This is a genomic window from Pedobacter segetis, from assembly GCF_016623585.1.
Classification (GTDB): domain Bacteria; phylum Bacteroidota; class Bacteroidia; order Sphingobacteriales; family Sphingobacteriaceae; genus Pseudopedobacter; species Pseudopedobacter segetis.
In genome coordinates this window covers 1-16933 of the sequence record NZ_JAEHFY010000030.1, presented here as the reverse complement: position 1 = coordinate 16933, position 16933 = coordinate 1, and the positions used below count along the sequence as shown (strand labels likewise).

Here is a 16933-nt window from a genome sequence, read left to right as displayed (position 1 = left end):
ATAAGGCAAAAATCCATTAGTTTTTATTTTTAAAAATATTTGGCAGCAGCAATAAAGAAAAATAATTGTTGCCCCCGGCTGCGTTTAATGAAGAATGTGCATAAGCAAAACTAAATTTTTTGAGTTTTAAGGATAAGCCGAAAGATAAACCCGCTAACCCACCAGTACCCGTAATGCCTAATTCTTTACTCCGTTGAAAATTATAGGCAGCCTGCAAATTAAAAGCAGATGATAGCAGTATCTCTGTCCCCAAGGTCAAGTGCCTGCTTAGTTTATCAACCAAATTATAACTATTAGTAATGGGCTCTCCTGTTATTAGGTCTATTTCTTGGTTGTTTTGGGAATATTGATAGGTTAAATCAAATTTTTGCAGGTTATCATAAGTTAGATGAAACCTAAATGGTGCATATTTCAGTTTTTTTGCCAATGCGATGCTCACCTCGAATGGTAAATTCTCTCTAATTTGATCAAAGGCATTGATCTGATAACCTAAATTTTTGAAAATTAAGCCAGTAGAGATATTTTTTGAGGTATCAACATAAGAAATGGCAATATCCGTAGCTAAAGCCACAGAACTATAACTCTCATAATTGCCATAAATAAGCTTAGCGTTTGCCCCATAAAACAGCTTGTGTCTATAATTTTTGCCATAGCCAACGTTTAACAGGTAATCGGCCGCACCAAAAGTATTTCCTGTTAAATTCCCATTGGCATCGGCTTCTTCAAAATTACCGTAGTTGATATACATTAGGCCCAAGCTTAATGCCTCATCCTTAATTTTTAAACCATATTGTAAAGAACCAAAGTTGATATCACTGATGTAATTGCTGTAATTTAATGCGATTGTGCCACTTTGGTCTTTACAGATCAAAGAGGGATTTTTGAAGGTTTCTGTAAATTCTAACTCATTTGCTAAAGGAAACGCACTCCCCAATGCAGCCACTTTTGCCGAGTTTGGTAGATCTAAAAACCTAAAAACACCCTTTCCGCCAGTTTGTGCATAGCCAACATCGATCATCAAAACAGATAAAAAAGCTAGAATAATGTTTTTCCGCATTTCATCGCTAATTTAGCTTTAATTATGAAAATTGATGTAACAGAATTAGAAAAGGAGTTCACTTTTAAGACGGCCAGGAGCGGTGATAAAGGCGGGCAAAACGTAAATAAAGTAGAAACCAAGGTAGAACTGAACTGGAGTTTCTTAAATTCCCTGCTGTTTTCTGAAGCGCAAAAAAACATCATTTCGCAAAAGCTCAAAAATAAAATCAACAAAGAAAATATTTTGCAAGTTGTTGCAGAAGAAGCCCGTACGCAATTGAGAAATAAAGAAATTGCCATAAAAAAGACCATCCATTTAATAGAGAATAGTTTGATCGTACAAACACCAAGAAAAGCAACAAAACCAAGCAAAGCTGCTATCGCAAAAAGATTAAACCAAAAACGCCAGCAAGCTCTTAAGAAAATTAATAGGGGCGGTAATTTTGGTTAAATAGCATATTAAACGTTATTTCGAGGAACTAGACATCACATTTGTAGGGTTAATATGTTATGAGAATACCTGTTTGTGGGATATATTGCTTCGTAAATCATATTTTCTTTGCCCAAACCACCTTTGGTTGTTCTTTATAATCTGTAAAAAAGAATAAAAAATCATCGCCACCATCTTTGATCTTAAACTGCTTTTTTATTTCTTCTGGTTTTAGAGTAAAATTTCGGGTTACAATATTTGCTTTTTTTATGGCTTTCGCCGATGAAAAATTATTGAACTTGATTATCTTCAATATCTTAAAGGCTTTCCCTGGGAAATCTTTTACCAATTCTTCTGAAGTATATAAATGCGTATTGGCATTTACTTTCTGAACGTTAAATTTTTGCGTTAAAGATTTAAAAAAACCACTTTTTAAGATGGCGGCATCTGGTTCATAAAAATATTGCTTCACAGAGAAATACTGAATTTCTAAGTTTTTCTCGTCCTCAAAACCAAATGTAATTTTTCTTTCTTGATGCTTGTTTAATAAAGCGCAAACAACTTTTAAAGGTGTTTTCGGTTTGTTTTCTAATACATAAAGTAATTCTTTGCATTCGTTATTTACGCTCACAATATGTACTTCGCCCACATTCTCCAACTCTTTTAACCCTGCCGAAATATCTAACATCGGTGCAGCTTTAATAATAACCTTATCTGCTTTTTTAAGGTATAGGGCTTGGTTTTCTACCACGTTTGGTTCGCAATCTTTAAAAAGAAAAACCCTTTGGTTTTCTTGTCTGCGTGAAGGATCAATATAAATGGTGCTTGTTTTTTTGCTTTGGTTCAAAAATTTTTGGCTATCGCCGATGATAAATTGAACGTTATCTTTCCCAAATGCTTTGGCATTTTGTGCCACGATCGCAGAAAGTTCGGCATCTAATTCGCAATGATAAACAGTTTTTGCCATATCGGCGAAAGCCATGCTATCTACACCGAAACCTCCTGTTAAATCAATCAAATCGCCATTTTTTATTAGTTGCGCCTTGTATTTTGCGGTAATTTCTGACGATGTTTGTTCTAAATTTAGTTTTGGCGGATAAATAATCCCATCGGTTTTAAACCAAGTGGGCAGTTTTTTTTCTGTGCGGTTTTTCCCCTCAATTTGTGTGGCAATTTCTTTTACAGAAACCTTTGGGAACGGGGAACCTTTTAGGATCAATTTTGTAACATCGGTCTTAAGATTTTTATTGATAAAATCTTGGACTTTTTTTTGGAGTAATTCGGGGTTAAAATCACTCATCTTTTAATACAAATTGGGCGGTGTTTCTGCTGCGTTGTTCTAAATAAATATTACCTTTTATATATTTTTCTATACTTTTCTCATTAGCATGGCGGATGGTAATTAGCTTTAAATCGGTATTGAATTTTAATTCAAAATCCGTTTTTATCAACTTTTGTAAAGCCTCAAATTTATCTTCTCTGTGATCAAAACTTGCAGAAAAACTTAATGCAGAGATCTGCATCGTATTCACTTTTATATTCACTTCGGCGAAAGCCTTAAAAATATCACTTAAATGGTTTTCTGTGATAAAAGAAAGATCACGGGTATTTAAAGTGATTAAAACCTGGTTTTTTTTAACGATGATAATTGGGGTATTAATATTTATTTGCGCTTCTTTGATGATTGTACCAGCCTGTTTTGGAGCTAAAAAAGGCTTCACAAATAAAGGTATATGCTTGTTTTGTAGAGGTTTGATGGTTTTTGGATGGATAACCGTTGCACCATAATAAGTCATTTCAATCGCTTCTTGGTATGAAAGTTCATCAAATTTGATACAATCATCAAAAAGTTTTGGATCGGCGTTTAATATACCGGGTACATCTTTCCAAACGGTAACATCTTTTGCGTTTAGGCAAGAGGCGAAAATGGCTGCGGTAAAATCAGAACCTTCCCTGCCCAAAGTGGTGGTAAAGTTTTCTGATGTATTGCCTATAAATCCCTGAGTGATCGCAATTTGGTTCTCTAGTATTTTAGGGATGCTTTTGAGGATCAAATCTTCTGTTTTGGCCCAATCTATTTTTGCATCGCGATAGGTATTATCGGTTTGGATGTAAGAACGGGCATCTAACCATTGCGTTTTTATACCCATGAAATTTAGATATTGGCCAACAATCCTGCTAGAAACTATTTCTCCCATAGAAACCATTTGATCATAGATAAAATCGAAAGGATCTACCGGTTCATCTTCAATTATCCAATCTATTTCTACAAAAGTGTTCGCAATTTCATCAAATACAGGGTGGTTGCCTTCAAAAAGTTGGTGAAGCATTGTGAAATGATAGCTTTTAATTTCATCAAATAATTGGTGCACATCATCTTGCCGATCAAAATAACTGATTGCCAGTTTTTCTAAAGCATTGGTAGTTTTGCCCATCGCAGAAATTACGACCAACAAATTTTCTTGAGGATTAGATTTAATTATTTTAGCTAAATTTTTAATCCCATCGGCATCTTTTACAGAAGCACCACCAAATTTGAATACCTGCATTATTTTGTTTTATATTTTGATAAGCAACCGTTTGACTTAATTAAACCCTGGATCTTTGAATAAGGAACCAATAGTTTTGTTTGCCCATAAGCATAAGCTTTTATTTCATAAGGATTAAAAAGGAATTTTAATCCTTTTGGGGTGATCAAGAAATTTTTATTGAGTTTAAATTTTTGGTTTTCAAAGAAATAGCCATTCAAACTTTGTGAAGGAGATAATTTTTCGTCTTTTCTAAAAATTTGCTCTGCGATCTTCCTTAAATCATCATTATAATTAGCTACTAAAATATCGTTTAATCTTAAAACCTTGTTGTTTTTTTTATCCCAATTATAATATAAATAGGTTTCTAAACCATGTGCGCCGGCCGTGTATATATAAATTCTGTGCGTAAAAGAAATAATACAGCTGTCTTGTTTGGCAACGTTTATCTTTTGATCCCAAGCGTAACCCGCAGCAACTTTAGGATAATCTTTTTTAAAGACAGCATAATTTTGCAAAAATGCTTTTGCTGCTTTATCCAAACCAATATAATTAGATTTATCTTGAGCAGGGTTTGAAGCAATCAAAGTGTCGATAAAATTATTTAAAGGCGCATCGTTTTTAAAAATAGGATAAATGGCCTTTACGTAGGCTTTGCAATTTAGATCATTTAAAGTATCACACTTTAATGGATTAAGTACATAGGTTTTAAGATCATAAAAAAGAGAATCATTGCTTATTGATATGTAATCTTTTACTTTAGAATTCCCTGAACCGTTATTTGTATTGTTTTGACAGGCGAAAAGAGTGAAAAAGATCAAGGTTAGGATTGGGTTTTTCATATTAAAATTTTTCTATTTGTTCTTTAGAAAGTGAGGCATTTATCCAGCCGCTTTCTAAACCAGCATTATACTTGTTGTAAAAGTTTATCGCAGGCTGGTTCCAATCTAATACCTGCCAAACCATGCCGGCGTAATTGTTTTCTTTTGCTTCTTCGATTGTTTTATCAAACAGTAACTTGCCGATCCCTTGCCCACGCATTTTTTCTGTTACTATAAAATCTTCTAAATAAAGCCGGCAGCCTTTCCAAGTAGAATATCTAACATAAAACAATGCAAAACCTTCTATATTTCCGTTAACCTCGGCTACGTAGGCTTTCCAAACAGGTTTATGCCCAAAACCCGCATCAACAAAATCTGTTAAAGAAACGGTAACTTCATGTGGGGCTTTTTCATATAATGCCAATTCATGTATAAGTTCTAACATTCTTTCACAATCGCTTTCTAAAGCGTATCTGATGAAAATCTCCATTATTCTTCCTCGTTTTTAAAGTGTTTGATTATTCTTTCGCCAAAAATATCGCTACCGATACGTACCAAGGTGCTTCCTTGCTCAATCGCGATCTTATAATCGGCACTCATGCCCATAGAAATTTCTCTAAAAGAATCTTGGTTTTTAAAATAGCTGATCTTAATCCCATCAAAGAGGGTTTTAAGTTCGTAAAACTCTTCTTTTATCTGTTTCTGGTTTTGGGTATTTGTGGCAATTCCCATTAAACCAACGATCCTAATATTCGTTAGCTCTGCAAATTCTTGTGATTCTAATAATTCTATGGCCTCATCAAAACCTAGTCCGTATTTTGTCTCCTCGTCTGCAATATAAATTTGCAATAAACAATCAATCACTCTATTGCTCTTTTTAGCCTGTTTATCAATTTCTTGAAGTAATTTAAGGCTATCAACAGAATGGATCAATGAAACAAAAGGGGCAATATATTTCACTTTATTGGTTTGTAAATGCCCAATTAAGTGCCAATGGATATCTTTGGGTAGTTTTTGGTGTTTTTCTACCAGTTCTTGAACTTGGTTTTCGCCAAAAATCCTTTGTCCGGCTTGGTAAGCCTCTTCTAAATCTTTAATAGGTTTGGTTTTAGAAACGGCAACCAATTTAACGCTTACGCTTTCTATCTCTTGCTTTATTGCTTTTAAATTATCTGTAATGCTCATTTATGCGTAATTTTAACCAATTATTTTACAAAAATAAGAATGATTTAATTGAACAAGAATGTTAAAGTAAATACCTTGAAATTAAATTATAACATATTGATTATGAATAGAATATTAATTATAGTTTGTTTGTTTTTTCTGTTTTCATGCAAACAACAAGAAACTCCAAAAGGAATTATAAATAAAGACCAAATGGTTAACGTTTTGTTTGATATGGGTATTACAGACGCTTACCTTGGTCAGGTTTTTAAACCAGATTCTTTGTTAAGGGAGGCACATACAAGGTATAATTACATCTTCAAAAAAAACAATATCGATTCTGCAAAGTTTACCAGAAGTTTAAAATATTACAGTCTTAATGCCAAAGAGCTAAAAGAAATATATGCCAAGGTAACCGATAGCCTAAACAATTTACAAAAGGATAGAAGAAAGAAAATGATTAAAAAAACAAAATTGATAAAAAGGAAAAAAGTATTTAAGAATGATATACCCTCAAAATAGCTTACAAAAACTTGGTTTTGAGGATATTAAAAATTTGATCAAGAATTTTTGCATCAGTGAGATGGGTAGCGGCATGGTTGATAAAATGCAATTTATGGGCAACTACGATCAGATAAATAAATTTTTGCGCCAAACCCAAGAGTTCAAAAACATCCTAGAGAACGACCAACCTTTACCTATCCAAAGTTTTTTTGATATTAAAAAACTAGCCGAAAAAGCCAAGATCGAAGGCACTTTTTTAGTCGAGGACGAAGTTTTTCAGATTTATAGTTCATTACAAACCGTTTTTGCCGTAATTAAATATTTTGAGGAAAGAAACGGGCTTTACCCTAATTTAGAAGCCCTGTTTGAGCATTTGCCAATAGAGAAAAACATACTGAAACATATTGAAGCGGTAATTGATGTTAAAGGAAAAATAAAGCCTAATGCTTCAAGATTATTGGCCGATATAAGCGGCTCTATTGCTAAAGCAGAGCAGGAGGCAAGAAAAAAGATCGATCAGATCTATAAAAACGCCCAACAGAACAATTGGGTTGCCGATGGGAGTTTAACGGTAAGGGATGGTAGGGTTTGTATTCCAATTTTAGCCGAAAATAAAAGAAAATTGAAAGGTTTTGTTCACGATGAATCGGCTTCTGGGCAAACCGTTTTTATAGAACCCGAAGAAGTTTTTAGTCTCAATAATAAAATTAGGGATTTAGAATTTGACAAACGAAGGGAAATCATCAGGATTTTAATAGAGCTAACCGATCAATTGAGGCCTTATGTTCCGCTTTTGCTTTCTTACCATGGTTTTTTAACCAAGTTAGATTTTGTGAGGGCTAAAGCACTTTTTGCAGCCCAGATAAATGCAGAAATGCCTATAATTTTAAAGGAAACCCGTTTAAAATTGATCAACGCGAGACATCCTTTATTAATGTTAAACCATAAAGATTTAGGTAAAAGCGTAGTGCCGTTAAATGTCCATTTAGATGATGGCCTAAGGATTTTATTGGTATCTGGACCAAACGCTGGCGGTAAATCTGTTGCTATGAAAACCGTTGGCCTGCTACAAATTATGGTACAAGCCGGTTTATTGATACCAGCCGCCGCAGAATCTGAAATAGGGATTTTTAAACAGATTTTTGCAGATATTGGCGATGATCAATCCATAGAAAGCGATTTGAGTACTTACTCGGCCCATTTATCCAAAATGAAATATTTTACAGAACATACTTCAGGAAAAACATTGGTTTTAATTGATGAGTTTGGCACCGGTACAGATCCTCTTTTTGGCGGCCCAATTGCCGAAGCCGTTTTAGAGCAAATTAACCATAAAAAATCCTTTGGTTTAATTACCACGCATTATTCTAACCTAAAACTTTACGCAAACCACGCCGAAGGCATAGAAAACGGTTCGATGATTTTTGATAACGTAAATCTAAAACCAACTTATATGCTAGAGATGGGGAAACCCGGTAGCTCTTATGCTTTCGAGATTGCCCAAAAAATTGGTCTTTCGCCAAAACTGATAGCACTCGCAAAAAGCAAGATAAGCGTTCAACAAAGAAAAATAGATACCTTATTAGTTGATCTAGAACGGGATAAGAAAGAAATTTTAGAAGCAAAAATAGATTTAGACCGGCAACGAAGAAAAAACAACTCGCTCTTAGCAGAAAATGAAAAACTTAAGGCTTATTTCGACGAAAATAAAAGGAACTTATTGAGGGAAGCGAAATTAGAAGCGCAACAAATCATAAAAAACGCCAATAAACTGATAGAAAACACCATTTCTGGGATAAAGGAAACCAAAGCCGACAAAGAAACAACCCAAAATTTAAGAGCCAATCTTCAATCAGAACTCAAAAAGGTTGAGGTTAAACAACAAGACAAGCCCAAACCCAAATTAGAAGAAGAGATCATAGTTGGCGATTGGGTAAAAATGTTGGATTCTGAAAATTTGGCCCAAGTTTTAGAAATATCAAAAGACAATTTGATAGTTGCCTTCGGCGAGTTAAGGTCTGTTGTTAAGAGAAAGCGGGTAGAAAAAGTAAGCAATAAAAGTGTGCCTAAAGCAATCAAAACTTTTGGTACATCATCTTATACAGATACCGCTGCTTCGTTTTCTCCAGAAATTGATCTGCGTGGAAAAAGGGGCGAAGAAGCCGTTGCAGAATTAGAAAGATATTTTGATAGGGCCGTAATGTTTGGTTTTTCCAATTTTAAGATCATCCATGGAAAAGGAGACGGGATTTTAAGAAAATTGATTAGAAATTACCTAAACGGTTACCCTCAGGTAAATAAAATGGAAGATGAGCATGCCGATAGGGGTGGCGATGGCATTACCTATGTTTATTTAAAATAAGTGTTTTTAATCCTTATGAAAATTTAAAAAAATTAAGGTTTTTGGTAAAACTGTTGGAACACTTATTGTTTTAATCAGCTTGAAAAATATCTTACAAATGAAAAATAACGATGCGCTTTTATTTAATGAAAGCTATCAGGGGAGCATTAAAGAATGTCTGATTATTGCCATTCTTGCAACATTGGCTATGTCTGTTTTTAGTATTTTGATGGCTAATCTCTACAAAAAAGAATTTAGGGAGCCCAATTTATTAGCCAAGCTGTTTGAACATCATCTAAAAGATTCGCCAAGATGGTTAAGCATTACTTCAGGATACATTATCCATTTTTTAGTGGGCTTCGTTTTCACCTCCGTACAATTATATGTTTACCTTTTAATTGCTCCTGTTTGGTACAACGCCATAATTTTAGGCATTATTAACGGAATTATAGCCTGTATAATTTGGTACATTACCATTTTGGTTTATAGCGATGTATTGTTTATTAAGGTTGGTAATTTTTTATATCAATTGATATTTGCCCACATTATTTTTTCGATGGTTATTATGTTAATGTACATATTACCAAGACTTCCACAACTATAAAAAAGATTGGTATGGTAAACATGAATGTCATGCTGTCCGCCAATAGGCGGATTCAGCATCTCATCCAATGAGCAACAATGCAAATCGCTCTGCAAGTAAGATCCTGATTAGCCCACTGGTTAACGGGATGACAAAAATTAAATCTCTTGTCCTTTAGCAAGCTTTTCTTTACGATGATCTTGCCATAAATAATGCAGTAAAGTATTTAAAACCACGGCATTCCAATCGTTGTGCAAGCTTAGCGTTTCTTTTTTGCGCTTATCGCTGATGCTATTGATATGTAAAATACCCTTATTAAGGTAATATTTAACATCGTTCCAAGGCACCAAGTCTGTTTTGGTTTTTTTCCAAAATAAAAAACCAGAAGTATAAGTCATCATAAAACCTTGGTGGGTAACTTGGGTATTACCAACTCCAAAACCTTTTTTCTCGTTTAAAGCAGCAATGTACTCGCTCACTAAATGCTTTTTTACATATTGCCATAAACCCGACATGATGTAATAATAGGTATGGTCTTCTTCTAAAAGTTCCTCAACTTTGTTAGAACTAAATTTAATACTTATGCTTTCTCCGTTATGGCTTTGTATATCAATATTATAATGTTTTTTCTCTGGTTTTTTAGCGCCACCAATTAAAGAAACACCATATTTTAACGCTTTAACATCTGTACAGGCAATTTTATTTCCGTTAACTTCAATAAAATCTTTATTGATCTTTATTCTTTGTTTGGTTGATGGGACGGTATAATCAACGTCGAAATTGTGTTCTTGCATGGCTTCGAATATAATAATTATCTATTTTAAAAAAGCGTACCTGTGCCGCCTAATTTTAGTTTACCTAAATGTTTGTATGCAGCTTCCGTGGCCTCTCTGCCTCTCGATGTTCTCATTAAATAGCCTTCTTGTATCAAAAAAGGCTCATAAACCTCTTCAATTGTGCCCTCATCTTCTCCAACGGCAGTTGCTATGGTTTTTAAGCCCACTGGCCCACCTTTAAATTTATCGATAATGGCAGATAAAATCCGGTTGTCCATTTCGTCTAAACCATGTTCGTCAACATTTAAGGCATTTAACGCATATTTTGCTATTTCGGTTTCAATATTTCCGTTTCCTTTAATTTGGGCAAAATCTCTTGTGCGCCGTAAAAGTGCGTTTGCAATACGTGGCGTACCCCTGCTTCTTCTGGCGATCTCGTAAGCAGCCTCATCCGTTATGGGAGTTTTTAAAATACTCGATGATCTTAAAACAATGGTGGTCAGTAATTTAGCGTCGTAATATTGAAGTCGGGAATTAATCCCAAACCTTGCCCTCAAAGGCGATGTTAATAAACCCGAACGTGTGGTTGCACCAACCAAAGTAAAAGGGTTTAAAGATATTTGTACCGACCTTGCGTTTGGCCCGGTTTCTAACATAATATCGATCTTAAAATCTTCCATGGCAGAATACAAATATTCTTCAACCAAAGGACTTAACCGATGAATTTCATCGATAAAAAGGATGTCGCCTGTTTCTAAATTTGTAAGTAAACCGGCTAGATCTCCCGGTTTATCTAAAACGGGGCCGCTGGTAATTTTAATCCCAACACCCATTTCATTGGCAATAATATGTGAAAGCGTGGTTTTTCCTAATCCCGGCGGGCCATGTAAGAGCACATGGTCTAGTGCTTCGCCACGTAGTTTTGCTGCCTTTACAAATATCCTCAAGTTTTCTAAAATCTTTTCCTGCCCCGTAAAATCCTCAAACTCTTGTGGCCTAAGCACTTTTTCGATTTCCTTATCGCTTGGTGTTAAACTTTCTGTATTAGGATCTAAATTCTCGTTCATGGGATTAAGGTAGTAAAAAGGCTTTTTTGTTTTAATAGTTTTATAAATGAAATATAAAATGAATAGTTTTTTATTTGATTATTAGAGTTAATTAGATTATATTCAAATATAAAAAATGTTTGATTTGGGCGTTTTAAAACGCTTTCCGTTATATCTTTTTTGCAGAAAAAGCAAAAAAGGATGCCACTTCAATCGTTAACGCTAAAAAACTAAAAATACAAAATATATTGCCTTCCATTGGGTTACCATCATATCGCTCTTCTGGAGTTAAACTTTACTCAAAACTTCTTTTTCAATCAATTTTTGTAATTCTAAAATACCACCGATCAATGCTTCTGGGCGTGGTGGGCAACCCTGAACATAAATATCTACCGGAATTATCCTATCAACTCCTTTAACAACATGGTAACCGTGTTCCCAATAGGGGCCGCCACAATTAGAACAAGAACCCATAGAAATCACATACTTAGGTTCGGGCATTTGCTCATATAATCTTTTAATACGTTCTGCCATTTTAAAAGTAACCGTACCTGCAATAATGATCACATCAGCTTGCCTCGGCGAGGGCCTTGGGAAAACCCCAAACCTGTCTAAATCAAAATTAGAGGCCATAGAACCCATCATTTCAATGGCGCAACAGGCCAAGCCAAAACTCAAGGGCCATAAAGAAGAAAGCCTTGCCCAATTCATCAAATCATCAAGCTTGGTAACCACAACACCCGTGTTTTCTAATTGCCTTTCTAAACTCATGCTTTTTTAAATCTTGGTGTAAACTTCGGTTTGGCAATGGTTTGTGCTTCCGTTTCTAAAGGTTTATCGGCGTAAGCCAACTTATTTTTAAAAGGGATATATTTTTCTTTATTTATATTTTGATAAGCTTCCAAAGGTATTTTAGAATCTGTTTTTGGGATAAAAAGAGAAGGTTTGATCCATTCTAAATCCTTTTTCTTCCATACGTAAACCAAGCCCAACAATAAAATGCCGATAAAAACCAACATTTCTGTAAAGGCCAGCCATCCCCAGCGGGCATCTTGGGCAATCAAAGTTTTATCCGCAAAGATGGTTGCCCATGGGAACACAAAAACCATTTCTACATCAAACAATAAAAATATCAATGCAATAACATAAAAACGACTGTTAAACTGTATCCAAGAATTGCCGATGGTTTCTTCCCCACACTCGTAAGAACTGTTTTTTTCGGGGTTTGGTTTATGCGGAGCAATCAGTTTATTTACGAAAAACGCAAAACCCACAGCCAAAAGCCCGGTAATGATAAAAATCAACACTTTTCCAAATTCTGTGAGCATATTAGTTTCTGCCATGCCCCCAAAGTTAATAATTGGGTAATTAAAAGGAGATTTATTTTTGCTGTAACGTTCGCTTTGTAAAAAACGCTGTATTCTTTGTGGTTAAAAATCATAATAAATTTCCACTTTTGCCAAATGATTAAACCCGAATTGGATGCTATAATTATTGGTGGTGGCGCTTGTGGATTAATGTGTGCCGTACAAGCAGGTTATTTAGGAAAAAGGACTTTAATCTTAGAAAAAAACCATCAAGTAGGCGCAAAAATATTGATTTCTGGTGGTGGAAGGTGCAATTACACCAACCTTTACACTGATCATCAAAACTTTATCTCCAACAATCCGCATTTCTCAAAATCGGCATTATCACAATGGACGGTTGACGATTCCATTTCGTTTTTTGAGACCTATGGAATTATTGGGCAAGAAAAAACCTTGGGTCAGCTATTTCCAACAAGCAATAAAGCAAAGGATATCGTAAATATTTTCATTGATTTATGTGAGCAATTAGATCAAAAAATTACGCTTAGCGCTGATGTTAAATCGGTTGAAAAAACAACTGATGGTTTTGAAATTTCTTATGAACAGCATGGAAAAATCAATAAAATAAAGGCTCCAAATGTAGTTATGGCAAGCGGCGGTTTACCGATAGCAAAAATGGGAGCAACGGATTTTTCCCTAAAAATTGCCAAACAATTTGGATTAAATATTCACCAAACTGCCCCCGCTTTAGTACCATTAACCATTACAGGCAAAGAGGAAGCGTGGTACGCTAGTTTATCTGGAAACTCAATTAAAGCAATAGCAAGCAATGATGAAATCAGTTTTGAAGAGAATATTCTTTTTACGCATTGGGGTTTAAGCGGGCCGGCAATACTTCAAATTTCTTCTTATTGGAAACCGGGAATGAAAATCGAGATTGATCTGTTACCTCATCAAAACATCATAGAACTGATTGAGCAGGAGCGGAGCATCAACGGTAAAAAAACATTGGGTAATTTCTTAAATCGGTTTTATACCAAAAAATTTGTAGATGCAATTGCTTCACTAATTCCAACTTCAAAAAATTTAGCATCATTAACCAAAGAAGATTTTATAACTATTTCAGAGTTTATCCATCATTTTAAAGTGAAACCTGCTGGCGATAAAGGTTATGACAAAGCAGAAGTAATGCGTGGTGGTGTTGATACCAATGAGCTTTCTTCTAAAACCCTAGAGTCTAGAAAAGTTGCTGGTCTGTATTTTGGTGGCGAATGTGTGGATGTAACTGGCTGGCTAGGCGGATATAACTTTCAATGGGCTTGGGCTTGTGGGTTTGTGATAGCTCAAAATATTTAATTTGTATCTCATAAATCATCTAAGCTTTCTAGTATTTAGGTTCTAAATATGATAATATTAAAAAAGCTGCAATATGTCTCAAATGATAATAAATATCACATAAGCAGATTCAGCTAGAATGGCAACTCTGCAAGTGATATGCTTCCTATTGTTGGTATGATGTTACAATAAGACAATTTTTTTAATAGCACTTTTGTTTAGAAAAGTAATAAACTCAAAATTTACAATATCTAAAATCACCATCTAAACATTCCCTCTAAAAATCATATTAAAATTTCTTAATCTCCTTATATTTGCGGCTTATGAGTATGACCGCACAACAAATTCGTCAGCAATTTTTAGACTTTTTTAAATCAAAAGGACATCAGATTGTTCCTTCTGCACCTATAGTTGTTAAAAACGACCCGACATTGATGTTTACCAACGCTGGGATGAACCAGTTTAAAGACTTGTTTTTGGGCGAAGCGGCCATCAAATATCCCCGTGTTGCAGATACACAACGTTGTTTACGTGTTTCTGGAAAGCATAACGATTTAGAGGAAGTTGGTATCGATACCTATCATCATACCATGTTTGAGATGTTGGGTAATTGGAGTTTTGGCGACTATTTTAAGAAAGAAGCCATTGCTTGGAGCTGGGAATTACTGACCGAAGTTTACAAATTGCCAAAAGACAGGTTGTACGTTACCATTTTTGAAGGCGACGAGAAAGAAGGTTTGGTAAAAGACCAAGAAGCTTATGACTTTTGGAAACAATTTGTAGATGAGGATAAAATCTTGTTAGGAAACAAGAAAGATAATTTTTGGGAAATGGGCGAGACTGGCCCATGCGGCCCATGTTCTGAAATTCATTTTGATAGTAGAAGCGAGGAAGATAGAGCAAAAGTTAGCGGTGCAGCATTGGTAAATGCAGATGACCCATTGGTTATCGAGATTTGGAACAACGTTTTTATGCAATACAACCGGCAGAAAGATGGTTCGCTAAAAACCTTACCTGCACAACATGTAGATACAGGGATGGGTTTTGAGCGTTTGGTGCGGATTATCCAAAACAAAACATCTAATTACGATACGGATGTTTTCCAACCGATGATCCAGTTTATTTCTGAAAAAAGCGGTCTAGCTTACGGTAAAGAGGAAAAAACTGACATTGCCATGCGAGTAATGGCTGATCATATCAGAGCGATTGCTTTTGCTATTGCAGATGGTCAATTACCTTCCAACAATAAAGCAGGATATGTGATTCGTAGGATTTTGAGAAGAGCGGTTCGTTATGCTTATCAATACTTAAACCTAAAAGAACCATTTTTAAATCAATTGGTTTTGCTTTTGGCTGAGCAGTTTAAAGGGGTTTTTGATGAGTTGTATTCTCAGAAAGATTTTGTGCAAAAAGTTGTTTTAGAAGAGGAAAATAGTTTTTTGAGAACTTTGGAAAACGGTATCACTCGTTTTGAAAAAATGGATGAAATTACTGCTGAGAAAGCTTTTGAACTATACGACACTTTCGGTTTTCCGATAGATTTAACCGAATTGATGGCTCGTGAAAAAGGTCTTACCGTTGATATGGAAGGCTTTGAAGCAGAACTCCAAAAACAAAAAAAACGCTCAAGGGCGGCAACAGCAATTGATGCTGGAGATTGGATAGTAGTAAATGAGGGAGAAGAAGTGGATTTTGTAGGTTACGATGATTTAAAAGTTCATTCACAAATATTAAAATACCGTAAAGTAACCACAAAGGGAAAAGAGCAGTTTCAGTTGGTTTTAGACCGCACTCCATTTTACGCAGAAAGCGGCGGACAAGTTGGTGATGCTGGATTATTGATAGGAGAGGTCGAAGAAATTAAAATCATCGATACAAAAAAAGAAAACGGATTGATCATCCATTTTGTAGAGCAATTACCAAACAATTTAGAAACTAAGTTTTTGGCAAGAGTTGATGCCCAAAAAAGAATCCTGACAGAAAATAACCATTCTTCAACTCACCTTTTACATGCAGCTTTAAAGATGGTTTTGGGTAACCACGTAAACCAAAAAGGAAGTTTGGTAAATGAGGATATTTTACGTTTCGATTTCTCTCATTTCTCTAAGGTTACAGATGAGGAAATAAAACAAATTGAGGGGATTGTTAACGAAAAAATTAGAGAAAACATCGTTTTAAAAGAAGAAAGAAATGTGCCTTACCAACAAGCTTTGGATAGTGGCGTAACTGCTTTGTTTGGCGAGAAATACGGCGATTTTGTACGTGTAATCACTTTTGGAGAAGGCTATTCTAAAGAACTTTGCGGTGGCACACACGTTGCTGCAACTGGGCAAATTGGATATTTTAAGATCATTTCAGAAAGTGCCGTAGCAGCAGGTGTTAGAAGAATTGAGGCCATAACGGCCATTAAAGCAGAAGAATTCATTCACCATCAGGATGGATTGATTAAAAGCTTGAAGGAAGCGTTAAAGAATCCTAATGATATCACTAAATCTGTAGAGGTTTTATTGGAAGAAAATAATCGATTGAAAAAGGAAGTTGAAAAAGCGGTAATGGAAAAGGCTTCCAGATTAAAAGATGGTTTAAAAGCTAAAGCTCAATCCATAAACGGAATCAATTTCATCGCAGAAACAGTTGCTTTGCCTAATGCAGAAGCGATTAAAAATCTGGCTTATCAATTAAAAGATGTTGTAGAAAATCTCTATTTGGTTTTAGCCGCTGAAATTGACGGCAAACCTTTACTTACCGTTATGATCTCTGAAAACTTGGTAAAAGAAAAGGGAATGAATGCTGGGAACATTGTAAGGGAATTAGCAAAGGAAATTCAAGGCGGCGGCGGCGGCCAACCATTTTACGCAACTGCAGGTGGTAAGAATGTTGATGGATTGGGCATTGCTTTAGAGAAAGCTAAGAATTTTGTGAAGTAAAATTGGTTCTTGGGGTTCGAATCGTGTAAACATTAATTTTGTTTTTAGATTTAGTGATGCTGAATTTATTTCAGCAACTTATCAGAACGATTACTAAAGCAGAGCTACCTGTCAAAAGGCTCTGCTAATAAGA

At 35.2% G+C, this 16933-nt stretch carries 16 protein-coding genes; 6 read left to right on the top strand and 10 right to left on the bottom strand.

The features are described from left to right. Positions 1-16: 16 nt before the first annotated feature. A complete protein-coding gene (gene porQ / locus I5M32_RS15720) occupies positions 17-1057 on the bottom strand; it encodes a type IX secretion system protein PorQ (RefSeq protein ID WP_200588032.1) in 1041 nt (346 codons plus the stop codon). 24 nt (positions 1058-1081) lie between these two features. On the opposite strand from porQ, the gene arfB reads away from it, so the two are divergent. Beyond that, a complete protein-coding gene (gene arfB / locus I5M32_RS15715) occupies positions 1082-1489 on the top strand; it encodes an alternative ribosome rescue aminoacyl-tRNA hydrolase ArfB (RefSeq protein WP_200588030.1) in 408 nt (135 codons plus the stop codon). Positions 1490-1586: 97 nt separating this feature from the next. On the opposite strand, the gene I5M32_RS15710 is transcribed toward arfB, so the two are convergent. The 5 genes from I5M32_RS15710 to I5M32_RS15690 are packed head-to-tail and all read right to left on the bottom strand — an operon-like array spanning position 1587 to position 6002. Further along, positions 1587-2768, bottom strand: coding sequence for a THUMP-like domain-containing protein (locus tag I5M32_RS15710; RefSeq protein WP_200588028.1), 1182 nt, complete (start codon positions 2766-2768; stop codon positions 1587-1589). Further along, positions 2761-4017 carry an aspartate kinase gene (locus tag I5M32_RS15705; RefSeq protein ID WP_200588027.1) on the bottom strand — a complete coding sequence of 419 codons (1257 nt, stop codon included), beginning with the start codon at positions 4015-4017 and terminating at the stop codon, positions 2761-2763. Before I5M32_RS15705 ends, I5M32_RS15710 begins: the two co-directional genes overlap by 8 nt. Then, positions 4017-4838, bottom strand: a complete 822-nt coding sequence (locus I5M32_RS15700; protein WP_200588026.1) for a DUF3298 and DUF4163 domain-containing protein — start codon at positions 4836-4838, stop codon at positions 4017-4019. Before I5M32_RS15700 ends, I5M32_RS15705 begins: the two co-directional genes overlap by 1 nt. A gap of 1 nt (position 4839) precedes the next feature. Beyond that, positions 4840-5307 carry a GNAT family N-acetyltransferase gene (locus tag I5M32_RS15695; protein WP_200588025.1) on the bottom strand — a complete coding sequence of 156 codons (468 nt, stop codon included), beginning with the start codon at positions 5305-5307 and terminating at the stop codon, positions 4840-4842. Further along, a complete protein-coding gene (locus I5M32_RS15690; protein WP_200588024.1) occupies positions 5307-6002 on the bottom strand; it encodes a YggS family pyridoxal phosphate-dependent enzyme in 696 nt (231 codons plus the stop codon). The genes I5M32_RS15695 and I5M32_RS15690 overlap by 1 nt, the downstream gene beginning before the upstream one ends. 102 nt (positions 6003-6104) lie before the next feature. Here I5M32_RS15690 and I5M32_RS15685 point away from each other — a divergent pair, with 102 nt between their 5' ends. The 3 genes from I5M32_RS15685 (at position 6105) to I5M32_RS15675 (ending at position 9430) form a co-directional block, all read left to right on the top strand. Next, positions 6105-6503: a DUF4296 domain-containing protein gene (locus I5M32_RS15685; protein ID WP_200588023.1), complete on the top strand. Its 399-nt coding sequence runs from the start codon at positions 6105-6107 to the stop codon at positions 6501-6503. Then, positions 6484-8847 (top strand): endonuclease MutS2, encoded by a 2364-nt coding sequence (locus I5M32_RS15680; RefSeq protein ID WP_200588022.1) that lies wholly within the window; start codon positions 6484-6486, stop codon positions 8845-8847. The genes I5M32_RS15685 and I5M32_RS15680 overlap by 20 nt, the downstream gene beginning before the upstream one ends. 97 nt (positions 8848-8944) lie before the next feature. Then, positions 8945-9430, top strand: a complete 486-nt coding sequence (locus I5M32_RS15675; protein WP_200588021.1) for a hypothetical protein — start codon at positions 8945-8947, stop codon at positions 9428-9430. Positions 9431-9567: 137 nt separating this feature from the next. Here the strand turns inward: I5M32_RS15675 and I5M32_RS15670 are convergent, their stop codons facing one another. The 4 genes from I5M32_RS15670 to I5M32_RS15655 form a co-directional block, all read right to left on the bottom strand. Continuing rightward, complete coding sequence (locus I5M32_RS15670; RefSeq protein ID WP_200588019.1) at positions 9568-10203, bottom strand: hypothetical protein; 636 nt, start codon at positions 10201-10203, stop codon at positions 9568-9570. 26 nt (positions 10204-10229) lie between these two features. Beyond that, complete coding sequence (gene ruvB, locus I5M32_RS15665; protein ID WP_200588017.1) at positions 10230-11252, bottom strand: Holliday junction branch migration DNA helicase RuvB; 1023 nt, start codon at positions 11250-11252, stop codon at positions 10230-10232. Between the two features lie 267 nt (positions 11253-11519). After that, positions 11520-12002: an NADH-quinone oxidoreductase subunit B gene (locus I5M32_RS15660; protein ID WP_200588015.1), complete on the bottom strand. Its 483-nt coding sequence runs from the start codon at positions 12000-12002 to the stop codon at positions 11520-11522. Next, the gene (locus tag I5M32_RS15655; protein ID WP_200588013.1) at positions 11999-12574 is read right to left on the bottom strand and encodes an NADH-quinone oxidoreductase subunit A; all 576 of its coding nucleotides are present in this window, start codon (positions 12572-12574) and stop codon (positions 11999-12001) included. Before I5M32_RS15655 ends, I5M32_RS15660 begins: the two co-directional genes overlap by 4 nt. A gap of 120 nt (positions 12575-12694) precedes the next feature. Here I5M32_RS15655 and I5M32_RS15650 point away from each other — a divergent pair, with 120 nt between their 5' ends. Next, a complete protein-coding gene (locus I5M32_RS15650) occupies positions 12695-13894 on the top strand; it encodes a BaiN/RdsA family NAD(P)/FAD-dependent oxidoreductase (RefSeq protein WP_200588011.1) in 1200 nt (399 codons plus the stop codon). Positions 13895-14202: 308 nt separating this feature from the next. Continuing rightward, positions 14203-16800, top strand: coding sequence for an alanine--tRNA ligase (alaS, locus tag I5M32_RS15645; RefSeq protein ID WP_200588042.1), 2598 nt, complete (start codon positions 14203-14205; stop codon positions 16798-16800). Positions 16801-16933: the final 133 nt, after the last annotated feature.